Annotated in this window: 18 protein-coding genes and 2 pseudogenes; 5 read left to right on the top strand and 15 right to left on the bottom strand. The window is 39.1% G+C overall.

Annotated elements, in window-relative coordinates:
- Positions 1-84 precede the first annotated feature (84 nt).
- The 9 genes from ptsP to DWB64_RS16635 all read right to left on the bottom strand — a co-directional run bounded on the left by ptsP (position 85) and on the right by DWB64_RS16635 (position 9,065).
- On the bottom strand, positions 85-1,797 hold the full coding sequence (gene ptsP, locus DWB64_RS16675; protein ID WP_129489382.1) for a phosphoenolpyruvate--protein phosphotransferase: 1,713 nt from the start codon (positions 1,795-1,797) through the stop codon (positions 85-87).
- Positions 1,798-1,806: 9 nt separating this feature from the next.
- Positions 1,807-2,061 carry an HPr family phosphocarrier protein gene (locus DWB64_RS16670; protein WP_129489381.1) on the bottom strand — a complete coding sequence of 85 codons (255 nt, stop codon included), beginning with the start codon at positions 2,059-2,061 and terminating at the stop codon, positions 1,807-1,809.
- Positions 2,062-2,072: 11 nt separating this feature from the next.
- Positions 2,073-2,537: a PTS glucose transporter subunit IIA gene (locus DWB64_RS16665; protein WP_129489380.1), complete on the bottom strand. Its 465-nt coding sequence runs from the start codon at positions 2,535-2,537 to the stop codon at positions 2,073-2,075.
- A 326-nt stretch (positions 2,538-2,863) separates the two neighbouring features.
- Positions 2,864-4,261, bottom strand: coding sequence for an N-acetylglucosamine-specific PTS transporter subunit IIBC (gene nagE / locus DWB64_RS16660; protein WP_129489379.1), 1,398 nt, complete (start codon positions 4,259-4,261; stop codon positions 2,864-2,866).
- A gap of 193 nt (positions 4,262-4,454) precedes the next feature.
- Complete coding sequence (locus DWB64_RS16655; protein ID WP_129489378.1) at positions 4,455-5,294, bottom strand: PRD domain-containing protein; 840 nt, start codon at positions 5,292-5,294, stop codon at positions 4,455-4,457.
- A 154-nt stretch (positions 5,295-5,448) separates the two neighbouring features.
- The gene (gene lgt / locus DWB64_RS16650) at positions 5,449-6,186 is read right to left on the bottom strand and encodes a prolipoprotein diacylglyceryl transferase (RefSeq protein ID WP_129489377.1); all 738 of its coding nucleotides are present in this window, start codon (positions 6,184-6,186) and stop codon (positions 5,449-5,451) included.
- A 117-nt stretch (positions 6,187-6,303) separates the two neighbouring features.
- Entirely contained in the window at positions 6,304-6,693 is a 390-nt protein-coding gene (locus DWB64_RS16645; protein WP_129489376.1) for a zinc ribbon domain-containing protein, read from the bottom strand.
- Positions 6,694-6,704: 11 nt separating this feature from the next.
- Positions 6,705-7,277, bottom strand: coding sequence for an indolepyruvate oxidoreductase subunit beta (locus tag DWB64_RS16640; RefSeq protein ID WP_129489375.1), 573 nt, complete (start codon positions 7,275-7,277; stop codon positions 6,705-6,707).
- Complete coding sequence (locus DWB64_RS16635) at positions 7,278-9,065, bottom strand: thiamine pyrophosphate-dependent enzyme (RefSeq protein ID WP_129489374.1); 1,788 nt, start codon at positions 9,063-9,065, stop codon at positions 7,278-7,280. It lies immediately after the preceding gene.
- 282 nt (positions 9,066-9,347) lie between these two features.
- Between DWB64_RS16635 and ychF the strand changes: the two genes are divergently transcribed.
- Positions 9,348-10,442, top strand: coding sequence for a redox-regulated ATPase YchF (gene ychF / locus DWB64_RS16630; protein WP_129489373.1), 1,095 nt, complete (start codon positions 9,348-9,350; stop codon positions 10,440-10,442).
- Between the two features lie 381 nt (positions 10,443-10,823).
- Here the strand turns inward: ychF and DWB64_RS16625 are convergent, their stop codons facing one another.
- Positions 10,824-12,485: a recombinase family protein gene (locus DWB64_RS16625; RefSeq protein WP_129489372.1), complete on the bottom strand. Its 1,662-nt coding sequence runs from the start codon at positions 12,483-12,485 to the stop codon at positions 10,824-10,826.
- Positions 12,486-12,878: 393 nt separating this feature from the next.
- On the opposite strand from DWB64_RS16625, the gene DWB64_RS16620 reads away from it, so the two are divergent.
- Together DWB64_RS16620 and DWB64_RS16615 are read left to right on the top strand one after the other, a co-directional pair.
- On the top strand, positions 12,879-13,424 hold the full coding sequence (locus DWB64_RS16620) for a helix-turn-helix domain-containing protein (RefSeq protein WP_129489371.1): 546 nt from the start codon (positions 12,879-12,881) through the stop codon (positions 13,422-13,424).
- Between the two features lie 91 nt (positions 13,425-13,515).
- Positions 13,516-14,646 carry a hypothetical protein gene (locus DWB64_RS16615; RefSeq protein ID WP_129489370.1) on the top strand — a complete coding sequence of 377 codons (1,131 nt, stop codon included), beginning with the start codon at positions 13,516-13,518 and terminating at the stop codon, positions 14,644-14,646.
- Between the two features lie 143 nt (positions 14,647-14,789).
- Here the strand turns inward: DWB64_RS16615 and DWB64_RS16610 are convergent, their stop codons facing one another.
- From DWB64_RS16610 to DWB64_RS16590, 5 genes and pseudogenes are all read right to left on the bottom strand, one after another.
- Complete coding sequence (locus DWB64_RS16610; protein WP_129489369.1) at positions 14,790-15,263, bottom strand: HIRAN domain-containing protein; 474 nt, start codon at positions 15,261-15,263, stop codon at positions 14,790-14,792.
- A gap of 66 nt (positions 15,264-15,329) precedes the next feature.
- Entirely contained in the window at positions 15,330-15,941 is a 612-nt protein-coding gene (locus DWB64_RS16605; protein ID WP_164980466.1) for a RadC family protein, read from the bottom strand.
- 152 nt (positions 15,942-16,093) lie between these two features.
- A pseudogene (locus DWB64_RS19500) lies at positions 16,094-16,345 on the bottom strand (flagellin); the annotation flags it as partial.
- Positions 16,346-18,205: 1,860 nt separating this feature from the next.
- Positions 18,206-18,529: pseudogene (locus DWB64_RS16595) on the bottom strand (hypothetical protein); the annotation flags it as partial.
- Positions 18,530-18,864: 335 nt separating this feature from the next.
- A complete protein-coding gene (locus DWB64_RS16590) occupies positions 18,865-19,389 on the bottom strand; it encodes a TetR/AcrR family transcriptional regulator (protein WP_129489367.1) in 525 nt (174 codons plus the stop codon).
- Between the two features lie 132 nt (positions 19,390-19,521).
- Between DWB64_RS16590 and DWB64_RS16585 the strand changes: the two genes are divergently transcribed.
- Both DWB64_RS16585 and DWB64_RS16580 read left to right on the top strand, forming a co-directional pair.
- Entirely contained in the window at positions 19,522-19,941 is a 420-nt protein-coding gene (locus tag DWB64_RS16585; protein WP_129489366.1) for a hypothetical protein, read from the top strand.
- Positions 19,942-19,975: 34 nt separating this feature from the next.
- Positions 19,976-20,554 carry a hypothetical protein gene (locus DWB64_RS16580; protein WP_129489365.1) on the top strand — a complete coding sequence of 193 codons (579 nt, stop codon included), beginning with the start codon at positions 19,976-19,978 and terminating at the stop codon, positions 20,552-20,554.
- The last annotated feature ends 314 nt before the right edge of the window (positions 20,555-20,868 follow it).

The raw sequence follows: 20,868 nt of genomic DNA, 5'->3' as shown, positions 1-20,868 counted from the left end.
CTTTCGCCATATAGTATGAAAAACAAAAGCACCCCACTATATTTAGTGGGGTGCTACTTGATTTTTTTGTGTGCAATTTATGAATTAGGCTTCATACAAATTTTGCTGATAGAACATTTCAAGCCTATTCTTGATTTCTGATTCAGTCACCATATTAAGAACTTCTGCTCTTAACAACTCACATTCCTCAACATTCAATTTAGAAATGATATAGCGGCTTTCGAGAATTCGATTGGAGCTCATGGAGAATTCATTCAACCCCATCCCAACTAGCAGAGGTATAAATCTAGGGTTTGAAGCAAGTTCGCCACACATCGCGACATGAATCTTTTTATCGTTGCCATTTCTGATGACGGTATCGACAAGGCGGATAAAGGCCGGCATATAGGGTGAATACAAGTAGGAAACCGCCTTATTCATCCTGTCTGCAGCCATCGTATACTGAATAAGGTCATTTGTTCCGATCGAGAAGAAATCGACATATTGTGCAAGAACATCCGATAAGAATGCAGCAGATGGAACTTCGATCATGATGCCAAGCTTGTAGGCACCGACTTCAATTCCTTCTTCTTTAAGTGAAACTTCCACCTCTTCAACGATTTTCTTAACCGCCAACACTTCTTCCAGATTAGAGATCATCGGAACCATGATATGCAGTTCGCCATAAACCGATGCCCTTAAAAGCGCTCTAAGTTGCTTTTTGAATAAAGGAATGTTCGTGAGGCAGTATCTGACAGCCCTGAAACCTAAAAATGGATTGTCTTCCTTAGGAATTCCAAGATAGTGAAGTTCTTTGTCTCCACCTACATCAAGTGTCCTAATTACAACCGGTTTGCCGTTCATGCCCTGAATCATCTTCTTATAGATTTCAAACTGCTCCGCTTCGGACGGCTCGTTATTTCTATCCATATAGATAAACTCAGTCCTGAACAGGCCAATCCCCTCTGCTCCGTTCTCATTGGCTGCCTTTAGATCTTTTGTGTTGGCGACATTCGCGTATACGCCAAAACGCTTGCCATCCTTTGATACTGTCTCTTTGTCCTTATAGATGCTGATTTTAGATTCAAAGATCTTCATTTTTTCTTGAATCTTCAGATAGTGGCCTATCGTTTCCTCATCCGGATTAATGACTATTTCGCCGTTGTCTCCATCGACGATGAGCGTATCCCCTTCTTTGACGGTTTTTAACAACTCCTCAACCGCTAAGACCGTTGGGATCCCGCCAATTTTCGCCAATATGGCAAAGTGTGTCGTCTCGGCACCAACCTCTGCCACCAAACCGATGACATGTTCATCCTCAGTCAAATGGATATCTGAGGGAAAGAAATCCTCGGCGATCACAATGGTATTAGGTGCATATTCCCTATGCATCTCGATACCCAATAGTGATTTGATTAGTTCATCGCGAATATCTTTGATGTCATTCGCACGCTGTTTGATGTACTCATTGTCCATCGCTTCAAAAATAGCGACAAATTGATCGCAAATCGCCTTTACGGCATGTTCAGCGTTTATTGAATCACTTGTGATCATGTCTTTCATCTGACTGGTTAGTTCTGGGTCTTCCAGAATCATCAAGTGAGCTTCAAAGATCTCTCTTTTTTCTTTTTGACCTTTTTCCTCAGCTGATTTCAATCGATTTGACATGTTTTTCTTTAATGATAGTAACGAATCATCCAGTCTTGCTACTTCTGCGAGTGCATCTTGCACTGTCATAGAACGGACTTCTGGTAATTGATTGTCATAAATCGCCACTTTACCAACTGCTATACCTTTACAAATTCCGATGCCCTTCATGTGACCTCCTTAATGATTGATGCCCGCAAAAAGTTCATATATATAATTAACAGCTTCTTCACTGTTCGCCCCATGAGCACGTATACCGATCACATCACCATGTACGATGGCCATGCTTAGTATGTTCATTATACTTTTAGCACTGTATTCCTTACCTGCCTTCACCAAAAACACTTCACAATCAAACTTTTTAGCTGCAGTGACAATCTGGCTTGCAGGTCTAGCGTGAATACCTACTTGATTTTCAATTTTAATTGTTCTCATTTTGAATACTCCTATTTTAACACCACGACCATGATATCATCATCACCTGCTTCAGTGTCGATGGATTTCACTATTTCCATATTGGTAATGATAATCGGAGTTTCAAGCTTTTTACCCTGTTCTAAAATCACGTCTCTGTCAATTTCAACAATAGGATCTCCCGTTTTTAACTTGTCACCGACAGATGCGATTCTCTTAAAGCCATTCCCTTTTAGTTCAACTGTATCGATGCCGATATGAATTAACAGTTCAATACCTTTTTCAGTTAAAAGGCCGATCGCATGGTTTGTCGGGAAAATCTGAATCACTTCGCAGTTACAAGGAGCGCTCACTATTGAGCCTTGCGGGAGTATTGCAGTTCCATCACCTAACATTTTTTTTGAGAACACTTCGTCAGGTACGCTGGAAAGTGGAATCCTTGTACCTTCAATCGGATACTTGATCACTTCAACTGACTTTTTGAAAAATCCTAACATGATAACACCTCATTTTAGTTTAAATTGTACCTTGGGTACATGCTTTAACCTTGATTCATTAAACAAGTATAGGATAGCACACTAGTACTATACCCATTTTAATAGCTGTCTTGAGAATGTCAAGGTTTTCTGTCTTCAACATTTGCGTCTACTAGCTTGATTTGGTTATTTTCGATCCAAATTCCTAGTAGTACCTATAAAGGTCGTCACACCAAGTCATCGTATGGCACCTACTTGGTGTCAAGAGCTTCATAGCTGTCAGCAATTTTTTAAGCCTAAAAAATCGGGAAAGGCGATCGTTGTCGCCATTCCCAATTTCCACTTAATTACATTTGGTTCCTTATCGCCTCGGCAATCATTTCGGCTTTTGGTCCGATAATTACCTGACAAGTGTCTTTAGAAGGTCTGACCACACCAGACGCCCCCAATTTTTTAAGCTCGTTGTCGTTAACAAGCGACGTATCGGCAATCACAAGTCTAAGTCGTGTGATACAAGCGTCGATCTCCTTGATGTTTTCTTTACCGCCAAGGGCTTTTAAATAAGCTTTTGCAACACCGTCTTCACCAAGATTTTCGATTATTTCTTTTGCATTGTCAGCAAATTCATCTGTTCTTCCCGGAGTTTTCAAGTCAAATTTTGTGATGGCAAATACGAACACCGAATAGTAGATGGCTCCTACGATCAGACCGATAGGTAGTAATAGGATCGGTTTAGTTGCCAGGTTATAGTTGACAACATAGTCTATGAATCCTGCGGAGAATCCGAAGCCGTGCAGTATGCCAAGCGCGTTCGTCACAAGCAGAGATAGACCTGTCATAAATGCGTGGAACACGTATAGGCCTGGTGCAAGGAATACAAATGAAAACTCTAATGGTTCTGTAATTCCTGTTAAAAACGCAGTTAAGGCAATTGAACTTACAAGGCCTACAACTTCTGCTTTGTTTTCTTTCTTCGCGGTTTTGATAAACGCCAAGCCCGCTGCAGGTAAACCGAACATCATGACTGGGAAGAAACCTGTCATGAAGACGCCGGCTGTCTTGTCTCCAGCTAAGAATCTAAACAAGTCGCCATTGATGACTTCACCCGCAGTATTGACAAACTCACCGTGGGTAAACCAGAAAATGGAGTTTAGAACATGGTGCAGCCCTACAGGAATAAGTAGTCTGTTTAAAAAACCGTACAAGAACTGGCCTAGCCCTCCTGAGCCTACAACCGCATTACCAAATGCATCTAATCCGCCTTGAATGACCGGCCAGATGAATCCGAAGAGTAGACCGATAAAAATTGCGACAACCGACGTGATAATCGGCACAAATCGTTTTCCACCAAAGAATCCTAAGAAATCAGGTAGTTTAATATTATGATACTTGTTGTAAAGCATACCGGCGACAATACCCATCACAATCCCGCCAAGGACACCTGTGTTGATTGTAGGATCGATGACTTCGTATACATTTTTCATAACGTGGTAACCTACAGCACCTGCAAGAGCTGCGGCACCATGGTTATTTTTTGCAAGACCAAATGCGATACCGATTGCGAAGATCAGTGCCATGTTCGCAAATACACCGTCACCCGCTTTTAAAATAACTTCTGCAAACTTACCTGTTATCCCGGGTACACCCGCACCGAATCTTAGTAGTAGTGCTGCGATCGGCATCACAGCAATCGGCGTCATTAACGCGCGACCCACTTTTTGCAAACTGTTTAACACTTTGCTCATAATAATAATTCCTCCTTCAAATAGTATGATAATGACCTTATCGAATCAAAGATCCAAGTCCCCCCTGTCGCTTTGTACGATACGTTTATATGCTCCCACCCTATGAATCGCCTTCAGTAAAGGGGGATTAAAAAAGGCATGAGTAAAAGGGGTTTATTCCTTAAACTCATGCCTGATTTAACAGTTACACGTTTTATTCTTTTATAGATCTGATCCGTTCGATATGAATTGTGAGATACCCCAATTCATGCTCTCCGAAATCCCAACTGAACTCCTGCCTTAAGAACTGACCTACCTGCTTTGCTAGCTTATAGGATATGGGCATTTCCGACTTGATGCTCTTCAGCAGCGGATTGACTGTTTCAATCCCCTTTTGATACCTGTCGATAGCGCCCCGCATATGGTTCAACAGTCTGATATATGCATATTCGTCGGCTTTTAGATCCTTCTTCATTATTTTTTCGATATACTGCATGACCTCGGTCATGATTCTTGTTTGCTTCACAGCGTCTTTCACCGCTGAGTTTTTTCTTGCCGCATATAGATGAAGTGCGATAAAGCCTGCCTCATCGGGTGGAAGATAGATCATGAACTCGCTGTTGATTCGTTCAACCGCCTTTAAGCCCAGTTCATATTCCTTTGGATATAGCGTCCGTATTTCAAATAGAAAGGGATTGTCGATCACCATATCCTCACGCACTCGATTAATGGCAAAAGCGATATGGTCGATCAATACGACATGGACTTGCTCACTCAATTTGCCCAAAACCGACTCCGCTTCGGCGATAAATTCTTCGCCGACCCCGATAACCGCCCTATCTACATGCTTAAGCAGTTCGATATAAGAAGTTTTTCCAGATTCATCCGTCGCATAATACTTTTTTTCGATCTTATCCTCTTCGGTGGTGATCACTTCGCCTGTTCTACGACCAAAGCCTAAACCTTTTCCAATGAGCATGCATTCTTCACTGCTTTTTTCGACTCTGACAAGTATGACATTGTTATTCATTACTTTTATGATTTCATATGTCATTTGTTCCTCCAATAAAAAAAAGCATAAACATACCGAGAATCTGCTCAATAGGTTTATGCCTGCTTTACCAGTAACACACCGTTTAGGTTACTATAATAGTAGCAAAGCTTTTTTTTAATGTCAAGAAAACATTTTCCCAAAATATAAAATAAGATTAAAGCTTGGCACCCGCTCTTTTTCTACCGATGTAGATAATACCCGAACAGACAACGATCAGTAATAGTGATATCATCTGAGCAGTTCTAAGCGGTCCAATCATCAGGCTGTCAGTTCTTAAGCCTTCGATAAAGAATCTACCGATCGAATAGAAGATGACATACAGGCACATAAGCTCACCATGAAACTTCTTATGCTTTTCAAAGAGTAACAAACCTGCAAAGACAAGTAGGTTCCAGATGGATTCATACAAGAATGTAGGATGTACCTTCACCCCGTCCACCATGATACCCCAAGGTAGGTTGGTCGGTCCGCCGTGTGCTTCCTGATTGACGAAATTTCCCCATCTGCCTATAGCCTGCCCAAGTATTATAGAAGGCGCCGCGATATCGGCAAGTTTCCAAGTGTTCACCTTTTTAACTTTTGTAAAAATCACACCTGCCAGCACACCACCGATCACTCCACCGTGGATTGCCAAGCCGCCTTCTCTGACGTTGATGATTTTCATGAGATCACCTGCGTAATGCTCCCACTCGAATGCCACATAATAAAGTCTTGCGCAGATTACAGCGACTGGTAAGGCTATTAATGCAAGGTCGATGATTAGATTTTCGTCATACCCGTTTTTTCTGGCCCGGTAACCTGCAATGACAACACCTAACAACATCGCAGTCGCCATGATGATACCGTACCACCTTATCGCTATGCCGAATACTTCAAATGCTACTGGATTCATAGAATACACCTCTTTTCAATTAGTCAATCTTTTACTAGTGTATACGAGTATGGATAAAATCGCAAGAAAAAGGAATGGCAAGCCAACAGCTGCCATTCCATAACTTTTAGTCTTCATTTACTCTATTTTCGTTCCACAAGACGGGCAATATGCCGCACCCTCGACTAAATCAGCCCCACAGTTCTCACAACAAAGTGAAGCAATATCTTCTTCAACCGTTGGTTTCTTTTCTTCAGGAATAGCTGCCATTTCTTCAGACAACTGTTTAAGCGCATCCATTAAAAGATCGATTTCCTCTACATGTTGGTCGATGGCGTTCATCAACTCCTCATTTGAAAAATTCTCCTTTTTAGTGAAGTAGATTTTTTCGCCTAGATGCTTGTATTTAGATGAAATCTGATTCTTCAACTTCTGCTCATCCACTTTGAACTTGGCCTGTTGCGTCAGTTCTCCTGCTTTTTCTGATGCTTTGTTGATCGCTTTACTGAACTTATTCATCAAATCCATGCTTTAACCTCCTATTGTTTTTCAAAATACGCGTCGAATGCCTTAAGATTGGCCTCGACAGTTTTCCTTGGCACATTCTCACTGATCGCCTCAATCCAGATCGACTTATCGATCATCATCCTAGAAGCAAGCGCCCCCAGAAGAAAAGTGTTGGCGACTTTCACATTACCTAGTTTCATCGCTTCTTCAACAGCTTCAATCTTCACAAGCTCATATTCAGCATCCAGCTTCTCATAAATATCCTCTGGATAAGCAACCTGCTCGAACATCACAGGGATTGGTGGTATTTTATGTGTGTTTACTATTATTGTACCCTTTTTTCTTAAAAAGTAACAGTGCCTATAGGCCTCAAGTGGTTCGAAACCAATGACAAAATCCGCTTGACCCACTGCGATATTAGGAGAGAATACCTCTGAATCCATTTTCACACTACCCCAGACCTTTCCACCACGCTGTGAGAGTCCGATCACGTCATTTGTCTTAACGCTATAGCCTGCTTTGAGTGCGACCTCGGCAAGTATTTTGGTCGTCAAGACCAGACCCTGCCCACCTACGCCCGCTAAAATGATATTATAACTTTTCATCTATACCTCCCCGGCGCTTGATGATTTTATGGCGCCTACAGGACAGACCTGCGCACATACAGAACATCCTACACACATCTCTTTTGCGATTGACGATTTCAGTTTATCATGCCCCTCGTACGCCTTCATCAGTATCGGAGGACAATTTGTCTTCAGACACGACCTGCATCCGATACAGATGTCCGGATCCACCACATAATGCGGCTTTACAATCTTGTACTGTAGCGCACAAGCTCGGGTCGTCATGACGATGCTTAAGCCCTCGTACTTCAGTTCCTCATCAATCACCTTTTTTGCAGCCTTATACTCAAACTGGTCCACACGTTTAAACCGTTCAAATCCCATAGATCTGATCAGTGTCTCCATGTCCACTTTCATATCCGACTTATCCGTATAGTAGCCTGAGCTTGCAGTCTGTTGTCCACCCGTCATCGCGGTTGTGCCGTTGTTTAGTATTAGCAGGGTCAGATTATAATCTGGATCCAACTGATGCAGCAAATTGAGCATACCGGTCATTCCAGAATGGTAAAAGGTGCCGTCACCGATGACTGCGACAAGCGGTTCCTGTCTTTCTGCCATCTGATAAGCCTTGCTCATCCCCTTCATCATGCCAATGGATGCGCCCATGCTGATGATGGTGTTTACAAGCTCGAAGGGTTCAAGCACCGCCAAGGAATAGCAACCGATATCGCCGATCACACTTACTTTGTTTTTCTTAAGAATATCAAAGACAGGACGGTGGGGGCAACCGGCACAGAACATGCTGAACCTGTTGACCGTTTCAGTAGCTTCAATCACCTCCGCGTCATTCGCTTCGACGGCTCCTGCGCCTTCCAAACCCTTTAGGATGGCCTCACTCATCAGCTCGCCGGTGAAACTGAAGAACTCCTTACCTTCACAGGCTATCCCGTGGATCTTCAGCTCATCCTCTATAAACGGCATCATCTCTTCTATCACAATCACTCGCGCATACCGCTTTTTAAGGGCGCGTATCTGCTCTATAGGAAGCGGATAAACGACTCCTAGCTTGAGTACGTCAAGTTTCAGATTCAGTTCTTTCAAATTTTGATACATCAGTCCCGAAGTCACTATCAAGACGTCCGATCGGTAATCATCTTCCAACCTGTTGATAGGGGAAGACTCGATAAAGTCTTGTAGCTTAGCTATGCGGTTTTTCATCTCATACTGCTTTTTAAAGGTGTGCGGCGGTATCATGCCGTAATCCTCGATTTTTTTTGAAAATCCCGAAACAACTCTGTCCACACGATCTTCAAGCTCCACGATGGATCTTGAGTGACAAACGCGTGAGGTCATCCTCACCATCACAGGGAGTCCGAATGTTTCACTTATCGAAAGCGCCTCTTTTGTCATCACCTTCGCTTCCATTGCATCACCCGGATCGAACACGCACATGTGCGCAAACTTAGCAAGAATGCGGTTGTCCTGTTCATTTTGAGAACTGGACATTCCAGGATCATCTCCGCTTATCAGTACAAAGCCTCCGTTGATCGGGGTTTGGGTAAAGGTCATTAGCGGATCCATCGCAACATTGACACCGACGTGCTTCATGGCGACTAGAGTCCGGGCACCGGCAATCGATGCGCCGATTCCAACTTCAACCGCCACCTTTTCATTAATTGAAAACTCCGCGTAAATTTCATCGTATTCATCAATCAAGGTTTGAATGATTTCTACCGTCGGGGAGCCAGGATAACTTGCACTGACAAGACCACCCGCCTCGTAAAACCCCCGAGCCACTGCTTCGTTGCCGTTAAGTACTTTTTTCATAATCTCTCCTTCAAACTTCCTCTCAACTATGCGATCAAAACCAGTAATTCACCTCTTGTTGTCAACAAAGAAGCTCTTCATCTTTTCTTTCTTACCCATTATCTTTTTCTTAAACTGAATTTTCATCAACATTCAGTTGAAATATCAAAAGATCCGATATTAATCGATAGTTAAAGTAACTTACTTTGCATTTTAGTCAAAATGGTTTATAATACAGTGTTGACTAATTAGATAAATCACATAGACCAAACTTCGTGATTTAAAATAGAGAGGAAGATTAATATGAAACTCGGCATAGTAGGATTACCAAACGTAGGAAAGAGCACGCTCTTTAATGCGATCACACAAGCAGGAGCAGAAGCTGCCAACTACCCATTCTGTACCATCGAGCCAAATGTCGGAGTCGTATCTGTTCCAGATAGCCGATTGAAAGTGCTAAGAGATATGTACGATTCTAAAAAAATCGTACCTACGGCAATTGAGTTTTATGATATCGCCGGTCTAGTAAAAGGAGCATCAAAGGGCGAGGGCCTAGGAAACAAGTTCCTTGCCCACATCCGCGAAGTCGCAGCGATCGTACATGTCGTAAGATGTTTTGACGATCCAAACGTCGTTCACGTGGACGGCAGCATCGATCCTATCCGCGACATTGAAACAATCAATCTCGAACTGATCCTTTCAGACGCCGAGATGATTTCAAGAAGACTTGAAAAGACAAGAAAAGCCGCTAAGGCAGACAAGACGCTTCAAAAGGAAATGGAACTGCTTACAGAAATCAGCGAACTGCTTAACGAAGGCCGTTCTGCAAGAACGATGGAGCTTGACCAAGATTCAGAAAAATTTGTAAAGTCGCTTGATATGTTATCATACAAACCGATCATCTACGCAGCAAACATTTCAGAAGACGACCTTTTAGATGATGGTTCGCACAACGCGTACGTTGAAAAGGTACGAGAGTTCGCATCAACAGAAGACGCCGAAGTCATCACCTTTTGCGCTAAAATCGAAGAAGAACTTTCTGATTTGGACGACGAAGAAAGACAGGACTTCTTAAGCGAGCTAGGCATCACAGAAGCCGGACTCGACAAATTGGTTCGCGCATGCTACCACCTGCTTGACCTAATCAGTTTCTTAACAGCAGGACCACAAGAAATCAGAGCATGGACAATCAGAAGAGGCACAAAAGCACCTCAAGCCGCTGGCAAGATCCACTCAGATATCGAACGCGGCTTCATCCGTGCAGAAACCATCCACTTCGACCACCTGATCGAAGCAGGCTCCATGGCAGCTGCTAAAGAAAAAGGCAACGTACGTCTTGAAGGTAAGGAATACCTGGTTAAAGATGGCGATGTGATTCTTTTCAGATTCAACGTATAAAAATCACTAAAACACAAATCCGACAACACTGTTATTTCAAAAGTTTTGTCGGATTTTTTATTCTTAAATTCACTTGGGTGTAGTAGCATTTTAAATAAGTACCAACGGAACAGAGCCTTAATAGAGAAGTGGTTAATTTATCAGCCCGATTTGTTTCAATTCAAAGGATTAATTCAAATTCATACTTACACACTCCACATGTGTTGTCTGTTTATTGGTGATATGAAGTGGTTATTTCTAATTCAATTTCTTTTTCATAATAACCATACAGACTTCAATGTATGGAGATTGATCTATTTACTATACGGTTCTGCGTACCATTTCAATCGGTAAACACCTACTTGCAACTTATCTTGCATAACCATTCATAGCTTAATTCTATCACTTAATCAAGTCATTTGTAATGGGCTCAGCGCTTAAATCAGCATCAACATTCAGAATAAAGGGCATAAAGAAAGGAGGCTCTTCATCTGAAGATACCTCCGCATTATCATGTATATTCTTTTGTAGATGTTTATCAAATCTAAGTTCTATTTGGTCTATTTCCCTATTTGTTGTTACAGTGATTTTCTCTATTGCTAAATTTAGTAGTAGCTTCTGCTGTTCCCTTGTTGATATATCCATCAGTTTTCCAAAGTTCTGTAGGATCTCGACAACTCTTTCAACCGGTACTTCCTGAGTCATTAGATTATCGTCTATCTGCCTCTTAAGATGTGTTGTTATTCTCAAATTCTCATTTAGTTTCTGATCTAAATCATCCAATCTCTCTTTCAAGTTATCTCTACTGATCATATCATCCTCATAAAGCTCAAATATCTTATCACGCTTACCTTTAAGTTGCTGATGTTCGGTTTCAAGATGGGATAGTCTTTTCCTTAGAGGAATAACATTTGATGATATCTGATTGTTAATTCTTGATACAACTTCAGCAATTACTTCTTCATTGAATGCAAAGTCTTTAAGTCGTTTAATCACTGTAACTTCTGCATAATCAGCACCTACTGAATTAGCATGGCATTCTGCACTGCCATAACTTTTAAATCGATTGCATTGATAGAATGTGTATCTCTTCTTAGTGCCGTCTTTTCTAGTTCTACTTGAACGACCAGCAACCATAGGTGCACCACATTCAGGACACTTTAACAAGCCAGATAGTAGTAATATTCCCTTCTGAATCTTGGATCTGCGACCTGTATTCTTATCAATGATGCTTTTCACTTTATTCCAAACAACTTCATCAATTATTGCCTCATGGTTACCATCAACAACAATCAGCTCTTTATTAGTTCCTTTGCGCTTCTTTGATGCACAATCCACGAACTTGTTGAACCTGATTTTACCAGCATATGTTGGATTTCTGAGAATATCTCTAACAGCATGTAAACTGAAATTGTTGCCTTTAATGGTTTTAAAGCCATTCCTATTAAGATAGTTGGCAATAGCCTTGTAGCCGCCTTTACCATCAGCGTACATACTGTAAATCAACCTAATAACATATGCTTCATCCTCAATAATGGTTAATTGAGATTTTGAAGTATCTTCATCAACAACAGACCTATATCCAAGCATTTTGCCACCATTATGAAAACCTTGTAGTGCTTTCTGTCTCATGCCACTCTTAACATTCTCAACAATGGTTTCACGTTCAAACTCGCCTATACTTGCCAGCATATTAAACACAAGTTTGCCTGTTGGACTCCCAGTATCAAATGGTTCTGTTATGGATCTAAAGCTAACTCCGTATTCTTCTAGCTGGTTGTATATTTTAAGTAAGTCCATATGGCTTCGTGAAAGTCTGTTTAACTTCCAGACAACAATTTCAGCAAAGATCCCAGCTTCAGCATCCTTCATCATTCTCATAAACTCTGGTCTTGCTTCCATACTTTTGCCAGATATGCCTCGGTCAATATATACACCAACGACATCATTTCCTAAGCTTTTACAATTCATTCTTGCGTTACTGACTTGGGCATCAATTGAATAGCCCTCCTCGGCTTGCATTTCAGTTGATACACGTGCGTATATCGCTGTTCTTCTTTTCATTTAGATCATCTCCTTTTGTTATTAAATTAGTTGATAGAACATTTACCAACGTATTAATTAGTTCAAGTGTGTTAAAATCCATTTCATTACATGAACTTACAGTCTCAGCAGCTCTCCTAGATTGTTTCTTAGGCATGTCCCTTCCTCCCCTCATCAAGATTTCACTGAGTTCTCATTCAAGTCATTAAGCAGTGTAGGATGCTGCAACATGATTAATGATGCTGACTGAACAAGCAGAACTCCCTACACTCTTGAATTGCTACTGAGCTGTTGGAGTGATCTTGAATGTAATATTACACCTCATATTTCCCAATGTCAACACATTATTCTTGATATATCAGAATTATTCTGATAGAATGTGAATAACAACAATCTAGAAAAGGTGGTACAAATATGACAAAACATGATGAAATACTTAAGGGCTTAAACATAGGTCAACTGATTAAGAAACGTAGGAAGGAACTTGGAATGACTCAAGAAGAATTCGCTAATGCAATAGGTATGGGGAGATCTTCAATTACATTCATTGAGACTAGAGGTAACGAAACAACAATCGAGCTTCTGATTAAGATTGCCGATGCCTTAGATTGTGACTTATCCTACTTTCTTAAACCCAGTCAGTATGCTTGGAATGCGCCACAGATAATCGCGAAACCAATCGAAAGTGTTCAGATTATCGATCAGCTAAACTCGAAGGAGTATGTTGATGACTTGGACCCTTTATCAAAAGACTTCTATTACTCATTTATTCATAAGCTCGATTCAAACATAAAAGATCGTGCAAAGCGTGAAGCTATTACTGAGGTTATGTCTGACTTAAGCAAATACATTGACTATAAGATTCAAGGAGGAACAGGGACAACTATCTCTGATGGTTTCCTTGAGGAGTTTGAAAGATTCAGATATACAACGGAGGAAGGTAGAGATTACGTCTTATAACAATACGTTAACTTTACTTAGATTTTAATTATATAAGGGTTATATAGTCGTTGGTTTAACTAGCTTTAAGACTAACAAGGATGTGTAGTGAATGGCATGGGATAGAATTCAGATTGGTAGACAACTTAATAAGCCTATACCAGTTCATGGTTGGAAGTATTTCTCTATGGGAATAGTTGAAGAAGGTGTAAATGGTTATTCCCTATCTCATAACGGGATTGACCTTGTTTACTTCCCAAACATGTTTGGTCGCAGAATACTTAAGATCAGTTTCAATCTTGGTAAACTATATCATGGTGATAACATTGCATCCATATGGGCGTGTAATCTACAAGAGCTACACCAACGACTGAATTGTTTACTTGATGGTATCATCAACCTTAATGATATTGGTCTTATAAGGTATTGGAATGTGTATCAATATGAGTGCTTTGCTGACTTCGTAATCCATGAACTGGACATGAATGCTTGGATTAAAGTTATATCTAAAAGTTCGATAAAGTACAGACAGATTGACCCTACATATGTTGATCGAGGAACAATCTACTTTCACAGCAGTAAATTGTTAGCAGATAGCCATACCAACGTCAAGATATATGACAAACTCAAACACAAACGAGACATCGAGTCAAAGCATAATCTTCCAAGAGTTGATTACAATCAGTCCGAACTCATCAATCTACCACTCGGATATAGAATTTTACGTGTAGAGATATTTTATGACAAGGATAGAGTTAAACTCCTTAACAAGCGAGAAGCAATTGTCAGCACCAATATAATCAGCACCCCCAACATCATGAATGCTTATGATCCAACACCTGAACATTGTTTCTTTACAGTTGAAGAGCTTTTCAGTTATAGTAGGCAGGTAAGAGACCTAGGCGATGTTATATCAGAACTTCACTTAGACAGACCAGTAACAACAACAAAGAAACTCATAGCAGCTGTTAAAGAGCTTGGATATAGTAATACCATTACTAAGAATGTCATTGATACCCTTAAGTACATCAACAACCCTAAGCGTTACAAGAAATTCAATGATGACCGTATCAGGAGACACAAGTTGATTATTAAAGAAACTGGATACCACTTCATATCGTCTAATAGGGAGTTACATCCACTGTCGCTTGATAATGATGTTATTTCTAGGCTACCAGATGAGCAGAAGGAAATGATTAACCGTTACTATAATAGCAACATCTTCAGGGATTATTTCAGGTAAATGAAGCACAGAACGAGTCGCTCGGGTGTATAATATGCTGATCAGCTAACGCCAGTTTGTATCCTCAATTATCTGCATAAACACCACATAATACCGTCTCAAATACTAGGTATATGGTGGAAAAAGATTCAATGTCTAATTATCTAGGTATGTTCATTTATTACAACATAGCTTAAATTTAGACCTAAATTGCTCCTTGGTCTATTAAGTCCTGTGACATCTGAATGGAGTATTCTTAATGCCCCAGCACCATCCATGGCTGCACTAGCTACCGTTGCGATTGCTCTTGATAAGTACCCAAGCTTTAGCTGCTTAATGTTATCTTCTGACTTTACTTTTGCAACAACAGCAATGGCATTAGGATCATAAGGATTTGAAGTCTCACTCACAACATCTATGCGATAATCATCAGCATTCATACCTAGAAGTTTCCTGACAACATCCTGATGATAGGAAATGCCACGTACTTTTGTATGTTTCAAATAGACTTGACACCTCGTTATTGCCCAAGACAACTGCAAGGATTCAGAGAATGATTCAAGACTTGATTCTCTGTAAATCTTGTGTGCATAACGCATGATAAACCTTAGTTGAACATTGAATTGCTTTCTATTCATAGTAATCTTCCTTTCTTTGTAAAATGACAATAGCCCCTACCAATGGATATTCTCCGCTGATAAGGACTATATAAGTTCGTTCTCCTTGAAACTATAGTAAGTGCTTCCGATGATAATATGATCCAATACCTGTATACCAACTAGCTCTCCAACCTCAACTAGGCGATCCGTAATGGCTTTGTCTTCTCTTGAAGGTTCAGAATTCATTGAGGGATGATTATGGACTAAGACCATGGATGCGGCTGCTTTCTTTATTGCTAACCGAAATACAGATCTAGGATCTACAAGACTTGCATTCAAGCTTCCTCTTGAAATCATAATAGGTTCACCTATTACGTGATTTTTCGTGTTCAACAGCAGCGTATGGAACTCTTCCACTTTTAAATGACCTAACACTGGATACATAAGATTAAAGACATCAGCTGGACTTTTAATGGAACAACCAAGGTGTTTTAATCTCTTACTATGAAGTCGTCTTAGAAGCTCCTGTAAAGCAACTAGTCGTTCTGCTGTTTTATTACCAATGCCTTCAACTTGGATAAGTTCTTGTGGTGTTAGATCATAGATCATATCATCCAATCCATGTTCCGAAAGCAGCTTGAAGCTTCCAGCTCGTGTTTCTTTTACTAAAGATTTTAGTAGTTGTTCATCAGTAAAGTCTTTGTAATTGTAATTCATGTTGTTTCCTCCTTTAATTTTGGGCATAAGAAAAGAGAGCCTACAATTAGACTCTCTATAAAGGGTGTGGGGCTCCGAATGATGCCTTTTCCCCCATATCATATTGTTAGTACCCACAGGATTTATGTGTGTTTTTTTGACCCTATAGGCTTTTACCTTAGAAGTTGCAGTATTCCCTGAGGCAATTGATTACTCTGTGCCATCATAGCATTAGTAGCTTCTTCAAGAATCTTAAACTTAGTTAGCAACATCATTTCTTTAGCCATATCAACATCATCAATTCTGCTCTCAGCTGCTTGAAGTTGTTCGGATGCATTATCAACATTCTTTATCACATGCTCCAATGCATTTTGTTGTGCACCAAGTTTTGACCTTTGCGAACTAATTCTGTTAAGTACTTGATCGCTAAGTGTAAGTGAAACACCAGCCATTTCAATCGGATTTACTCTAGGCATATCATCCACAAAGCCCAAAGCATCTGGTCTCATATCATCAATAGATACTGAAAGTGTTTGCCCAGAATTTGCACCAACTTGAAGCAATATTCCATTATCTTCTTTTAAGCTATGTAGTATTTCTATTTCTTTAGAGATAGTCTTTTCGATTTGCTTTTCTACTATCTTTTCAACCTCTACCATAGTCACGGTTGTTTCATCATGTTCTAATGTAATATCAATCTTCTTAGCTGTAAGTGCACCACCTGATGTATCAAACTCAATTATACATTCACTTATGTTCTTGTCTTGTGCGCCAAATTCAGCTGGTACATCAGTGATAATCATCTCGTTAGGGAATAAACCAGCAGGTAAATACCCCGTAATTAATCCATCAGAACTCTTTGAACCAACTTGAACAACTGTACCATTTGATATTGCTAATACACCGTTGTAAACAGACGTACTGAAAACTGTATTACTCCAAGTTTGATTGCCGTCCTTGTCAAAGACAAAGTTCTTTGATTTATTGACATCATCTTTGTATGTTATGAAGATTTCATCATCTGATGTTATAGTGAAACCGTCAACAACATCATAATCATTGTAACCAACGGTATCAATCACTTTATCCCACTTAAGGTTTCCTGACGAATCATAGCAGTATAACTTTCTTGAATACATACTGTCTAGGGGATTCCCATCATTAAAATCACCCAAGGTAACAATCGATCCATCTGACATTACTCCTACTTCGTGTAGAGTGCCTTCTTCATATGTTTTTGTCCATAATTTACTGCCATCTTCTTTAAATGCTATTAGCATTTGTTCGTTACCAAAAGCTCCAACGCCTATAAACTCACCACTACCAATTGCAACAGTATCATTGATATGATTATATGTTGTTAAACTTCCAGTAGCCGGATAAATCCAATTCGAATCAATTAAAGTACCTGTATCCTTGTCAACCTTTAATACTGAAGATAAGTATGTTGGATGATCACCATATTTAAGATCACCATCACCGGATCTTGACGAACCAATCAAAAGTAAGTTGCCATCAGAGGCAATTTCTATACTAGTAAATGCATCATTTTTCAAACCACCAACAGTTCTGTCCCAAATAGCAGTATTTCCCTTATAATTTATTACTGCTGCAAATGACTCCGTATTATATGGCGATACTTCACTAGTCATTCCGACAACACCAATATATCCTCCCGGTAGTTCAACTAAATCATAACCATTATCTGAAACCGATGTCCCTAAAGAATATGACCACTCCTTGTTGAAATCAGCATCTAACTTAAGCACCCAAACATCTGAGCCACCATCGTTATTTATAATATCACCACTTACTGTTCCAGAGTTTCCAACAGCTGCAAATCCGCCATCAGCGGTTTGAATGACCTTATAAAGACTATCTCCGCCAGTGCCTCCGTAGGTGACTTCCCCTAAAGTAGTAGCTTCAGAGGATGCTTGTAGATTACTGCTGATAAGATTATTACCGTTTCCATCTATAGCTACATTCAACGTCGTATCATCAACTCTGCTAAACTTAATACTAACATTGTCATCTCCAGCTAATATTGATACACTTTCATTATTACCAACTAGCCCCATATCCAAATCGATATTTACTGAATAGTTATCGACTATTGTTTTAATAGTCGTTTGCTCCTCCATCTCCACTACGGTTTCATAGATCGTTTCTATTATTGTTTCTTCTACGATTTTGGTCTCAACATATTCTATATCTTTGACTTCTAAACTCCCATCCAATAGCGGTTTTGTATTAAACTCAGTGTTCGTTGCAATCTTATTCATCTCTGATTTTAACTCATCCAGCTCTAATTGAATCTTATCTCTATCCTCATCTGTAAGCGTTCCATTAGCTCCTTGAACACAGAGTTCTCTTATACGCTGAGTTAGACTATGAATCTCACCCAAAGCACCCTCAGCAGTCTGTATGAGCGATATTCCATCCTGCGCATTTCTACTAGCTTGATTAAGCCCACGGATCTGAGCGCGCATTTTCTGACTTATAGAAAGACCAGCAGCATCATCAGCAGCTTTGTTTATACGCAAACCAGACGATAGTTTTTCCATCGCCTTTGAAGTGTTTTTACCATTTATCTTTTGTCTATTTAACACATTCAATGATTGAATGTTATTAGCTATTCTCAATATGTCACCACCTAAACATTCTTATCATATATAAATATCGGCAGAACTACTTACTTATTTAGCAATTACTTGAAATTAAATTGCATAACATAGCAATAATTACCCAAAGTTATACCCCCACCAGGTATAATCCCGAAGGGGGCATCTATTCATACTCTATAACGTTGAACAAAGTGTTTACCGTTACTTGTGATACGGTTCACCGTACCACACTAAACTGCGGTTTTTCACCATACACTATGTTCGAAATATTGATTACAATTCTATGGGTTCGAAAAAGATAAATAGTGTTAGCGTTTACTCTATTTCTCTATTATTAAATCCATTATTTCTATTATCTCAGCTGTCAAGTCTTCAGGTGTTGTTTCCATTCCGCTTAGTATCCATTCCTTTGTTATCGTTGAAATACCGCCTGCAACAAAGGAAACAATCTTGCTATTTTTAGACTTATAGGATAAATAATCAGATATGACCAATCGACTGTTTTCAGATATTCTATATAGCAGTTCCCTAGAACCGACATTTTTAAAAGCGATTTTTAAGTAATCATTATTATATAAGAGTTGATTTCTCTTTAATAATAACATGTAAATACCAGACTTATTTTCTTCATAAACTTCTTCATTGATTCTATTAGATAGCATATTGATGTAAAAGTTAAAGATTTCTTCTTTTGAATCAAAATATCTATACAATGTCATTCGTGATACCATCGAAGCTTTAGCTATTTCTGACATAGAAATTTCATAATAATCTTTTTCATTTAATAAAGTAAAGAAACCATCAATAATAAGGTTGATTGATTCTTTTTTCTGTGCATCTCTCATCTGTTACACCTTTCCTCAGTTTGTACAACTTATTTTTTTTAACCCTTTAATATTGCCATTTCTATTCTATTAGTATATTCTATTACCACAAATGTTACAACTGTAACACACAAAAAGAAGAGAGGATAAGATATGTTTACTAAAGAAAGAGCATTAAAAATAGCAGTCATTGTTTTGGCATTAATAGGAGGGTATGATTTAATAAGAGCCTATATGCATACATTTAATATATGGCATGCATCTGCTGAAATTGCTCAGATGTCTCAAACGCCAGACACTATGTGGTTAATGAACTATCAAGGGGCAATGCAGTTAATGAGTGGATTAATTTACTTATTAATTGTTTGGAAAGCCAAAAAAATTGCACCTTATGTTTTGATGATTAATGCAATCGCCAATTTATACCATCTGTTTTCAGCATCACTTAATGGTGTACTTGAAATGCAAACATCAGCATTTAATGGACAGTACTTTATGTATGTTTATATAGCCATCATCTTTCTAACAGGACTAAACTACTTAATAGCAAAGAAAAGAAATGCTTTAGGATAAGTACTAAAGTATAAGAAGAGAAAGGACGCAAAATATGTCAGTTTATGGAATGATATTTTTTCTTGTTTCAGCATTAAGTTTTCTGTTTTGGTATGGTGGAAAAACGAAACCCTTATCAAAGGATGAACTTGAAGAGTATATTCATTCATTAAAAGAATCACGTAATGATGATGTATCAGAAATTATTAGTGACCTTAAAGAGTTATGTAAAGATGATGATGGTAAATCATTTTATATGGTCAACTTAATGGAATTCAAGACTGAATACAATGAAGAATTAGGTATGACGCCATTAGAGGCACATAAAATGTATTCTAAAGGTATAACAAAGGAATTGTTCAAAAGAGCAGGTCACCCAATATTTTTAAGCAAAGTAACAGGAACTTTCTTAAAAGATAGCGACTCATCTTGGGATGAAGTCGGTATTATTAGATACAGAAGTAAAAGAGATATGCTTAAAATGATATTGAACTTCTCTGATCCTAAACTTGATAAATACAAATGGGCATCACTTGAAAAAACAGATGTATTTCCAACAGAAATCAAGGTTAACTTGGCGTTTATCAAAGTAATCGTTGTTGCACTATTATTATTGATTTCAACACTGTTTTAAGTTCAGTTTTCAGGAAAAATCTACTCAAAATTTAATCCCTAAGTTTGACTTAGGGATTTTTAGCAGTTATTTGTGGTACTGTTCACCATATCGCACTAAACTGCGGTTTTGATGCCATCACAATAACATGGATTGAAAATGGTATTAAGGAATCCTGTAAAGAAATGGCTCATAAAACAATACGTATCACTAGCGTTGCATAAAATTCATTACACAAATAGAAAACATTAAATTAACATTTTTGCATAAATAAGTATTTAAAAGCGTATAAAAAATCCTTATAATAGATGTATGGAGCTCAAATGAATGGTCTC

The sequence above is a fragment of the Fusibacter sp. A1 genome, assembly GCF_004125825.1.
GTDB lineage: Bacteria > Bacillota > Clostridia > Peptostreptococcales > Acidaminobacteraceae > QQWI01.
Note: the sequence above shows the minus strand (reverse complement) of the source record. Positions and strands in the feature narration are given on the sequence as shown.

Bases quoted from the DNA above. Each gene is read 5' to 3' on its own strand.
- ptsP (WP_129489382.1), bottom strand. From the start codon at position 1,797: ATGAAGGGCATCGGAATTTGTAAAGGTATAGCAGTTGGTAAAGTGGCG.
- DWB64_RS16670 (WP_129489381.1), bottom strand. From the start codon at position 2,061: ATGAGAACAATTAAAATTGAAAATCAAGTAGGTATTCACGCTAGACCT.
- DWB64_RS16665 (WP_129489380.1), bottom strand. From the start codon at position 2,537: ATGTTAGGATTTTTCAAAAAGTCAGTTGAAGTGATCAAGTATCCGATT.
- nagE (WP_129489379.1), bottom strand. From the start codon at position 4,261: ATGAGCAAAGTGTTAAACAGTTTGCAAAAAGTGGGTCGCGCGTTAATG.
- DWB64_RS16655 (WP_129489378.1), bottom strand. From the start codon at position 5,294: ATGACATATGAAATCATAAAAGTAATGAATAACAATGTCATACTTGTC.
- lgt (WP_129489377.1), bottom strand. From the start codon at position 6,186: ATGAATCCAGTAGCATTTGAAGTATTCGGCATAGCGATAAGGTGGTAC.
- DWB64_RS16645 (WP_129489376.1), bottom strand. From the start codon at position 6,693: ATGGATTTGATGAATAAGTTCAGTAAAGCGATCAACAAAGCATCAGAA.
- DWB64_RS16640 (WP_129489375.1), bottom strand. From the start codon at position 7,277: ATGAAAAGTTATAATATCATTTTAGCGGGCGTAGGTGGGCAGGGTCTG.
- DWB64_RS16635 (WP_129489374.1), bottom strand. From the start codon at position 9,065: ATGAAAAAAGTACTTAACGGCAACGAAGCAGTGGCTCGGGGGTTTTAC.
- ychF (WP_129489373.1), top strand. From the start codon at position 9,348: ATGAAACTCGGCATAGTAGGATTACCAAACGTAGGAAAGAGCACGCTC.
- DWB64_RS16625 (WP_129489372.1), bottom strand. From the start codon at position 12,485: ATGAAAAGAAGAACAGCGATATACGCACGTGTATCAACTGAAATGCAA.
- DWB64_RS16620 (WP_129489371.1), top strand. From the start codon at position 12,879: ATGACAAAACATGATGAAATACTTAAGGGCTTAAACATAGGTCAACTG.
- DWB64_RS16615 (WP_129489370.1), top strand. From the start codon at position 13,516: ATGGCATGGGATAGAATTCAGATTGGTAGACAACTTAATAAGCCTATA.
- DWB64_RS16610 (WP_129489369.1), bottom strand. From the start codon at position 15,263: ATGAATAGAAAGCAATTCAATGTTCAACTAAGGTTTATCATGCGTTAT.
- DWB64_RS16605 (WP_164980466.1), bottom strand. From the start codon at position 15,941: ATGAATTACAATTACAAAGACTTTACTGATGAACAACTACTAAAATCT.
- DWB64_RS16590 (WP_129489367.1), bottom strand. From the start codon at position 19,389: ATGAGAGATGCACAGAAAAAAGAATCAATCAACCTTATTATTGATGGT.
- DWB64_RS16585 (WP_129489366.1), top strand. From the start codon at position 19,522: ATGTTTACTAAAGAAAGAGCATTAAAAATAGCAGTCATTGTTTTGGCA.
- DWB64_RS16580 (WP_129489365.1), top strand. From the start codon at position 19,976: ATGTCAGTTTATGGAATGATATTTTTTCTTGTTTCAGCATTAAGTTTT.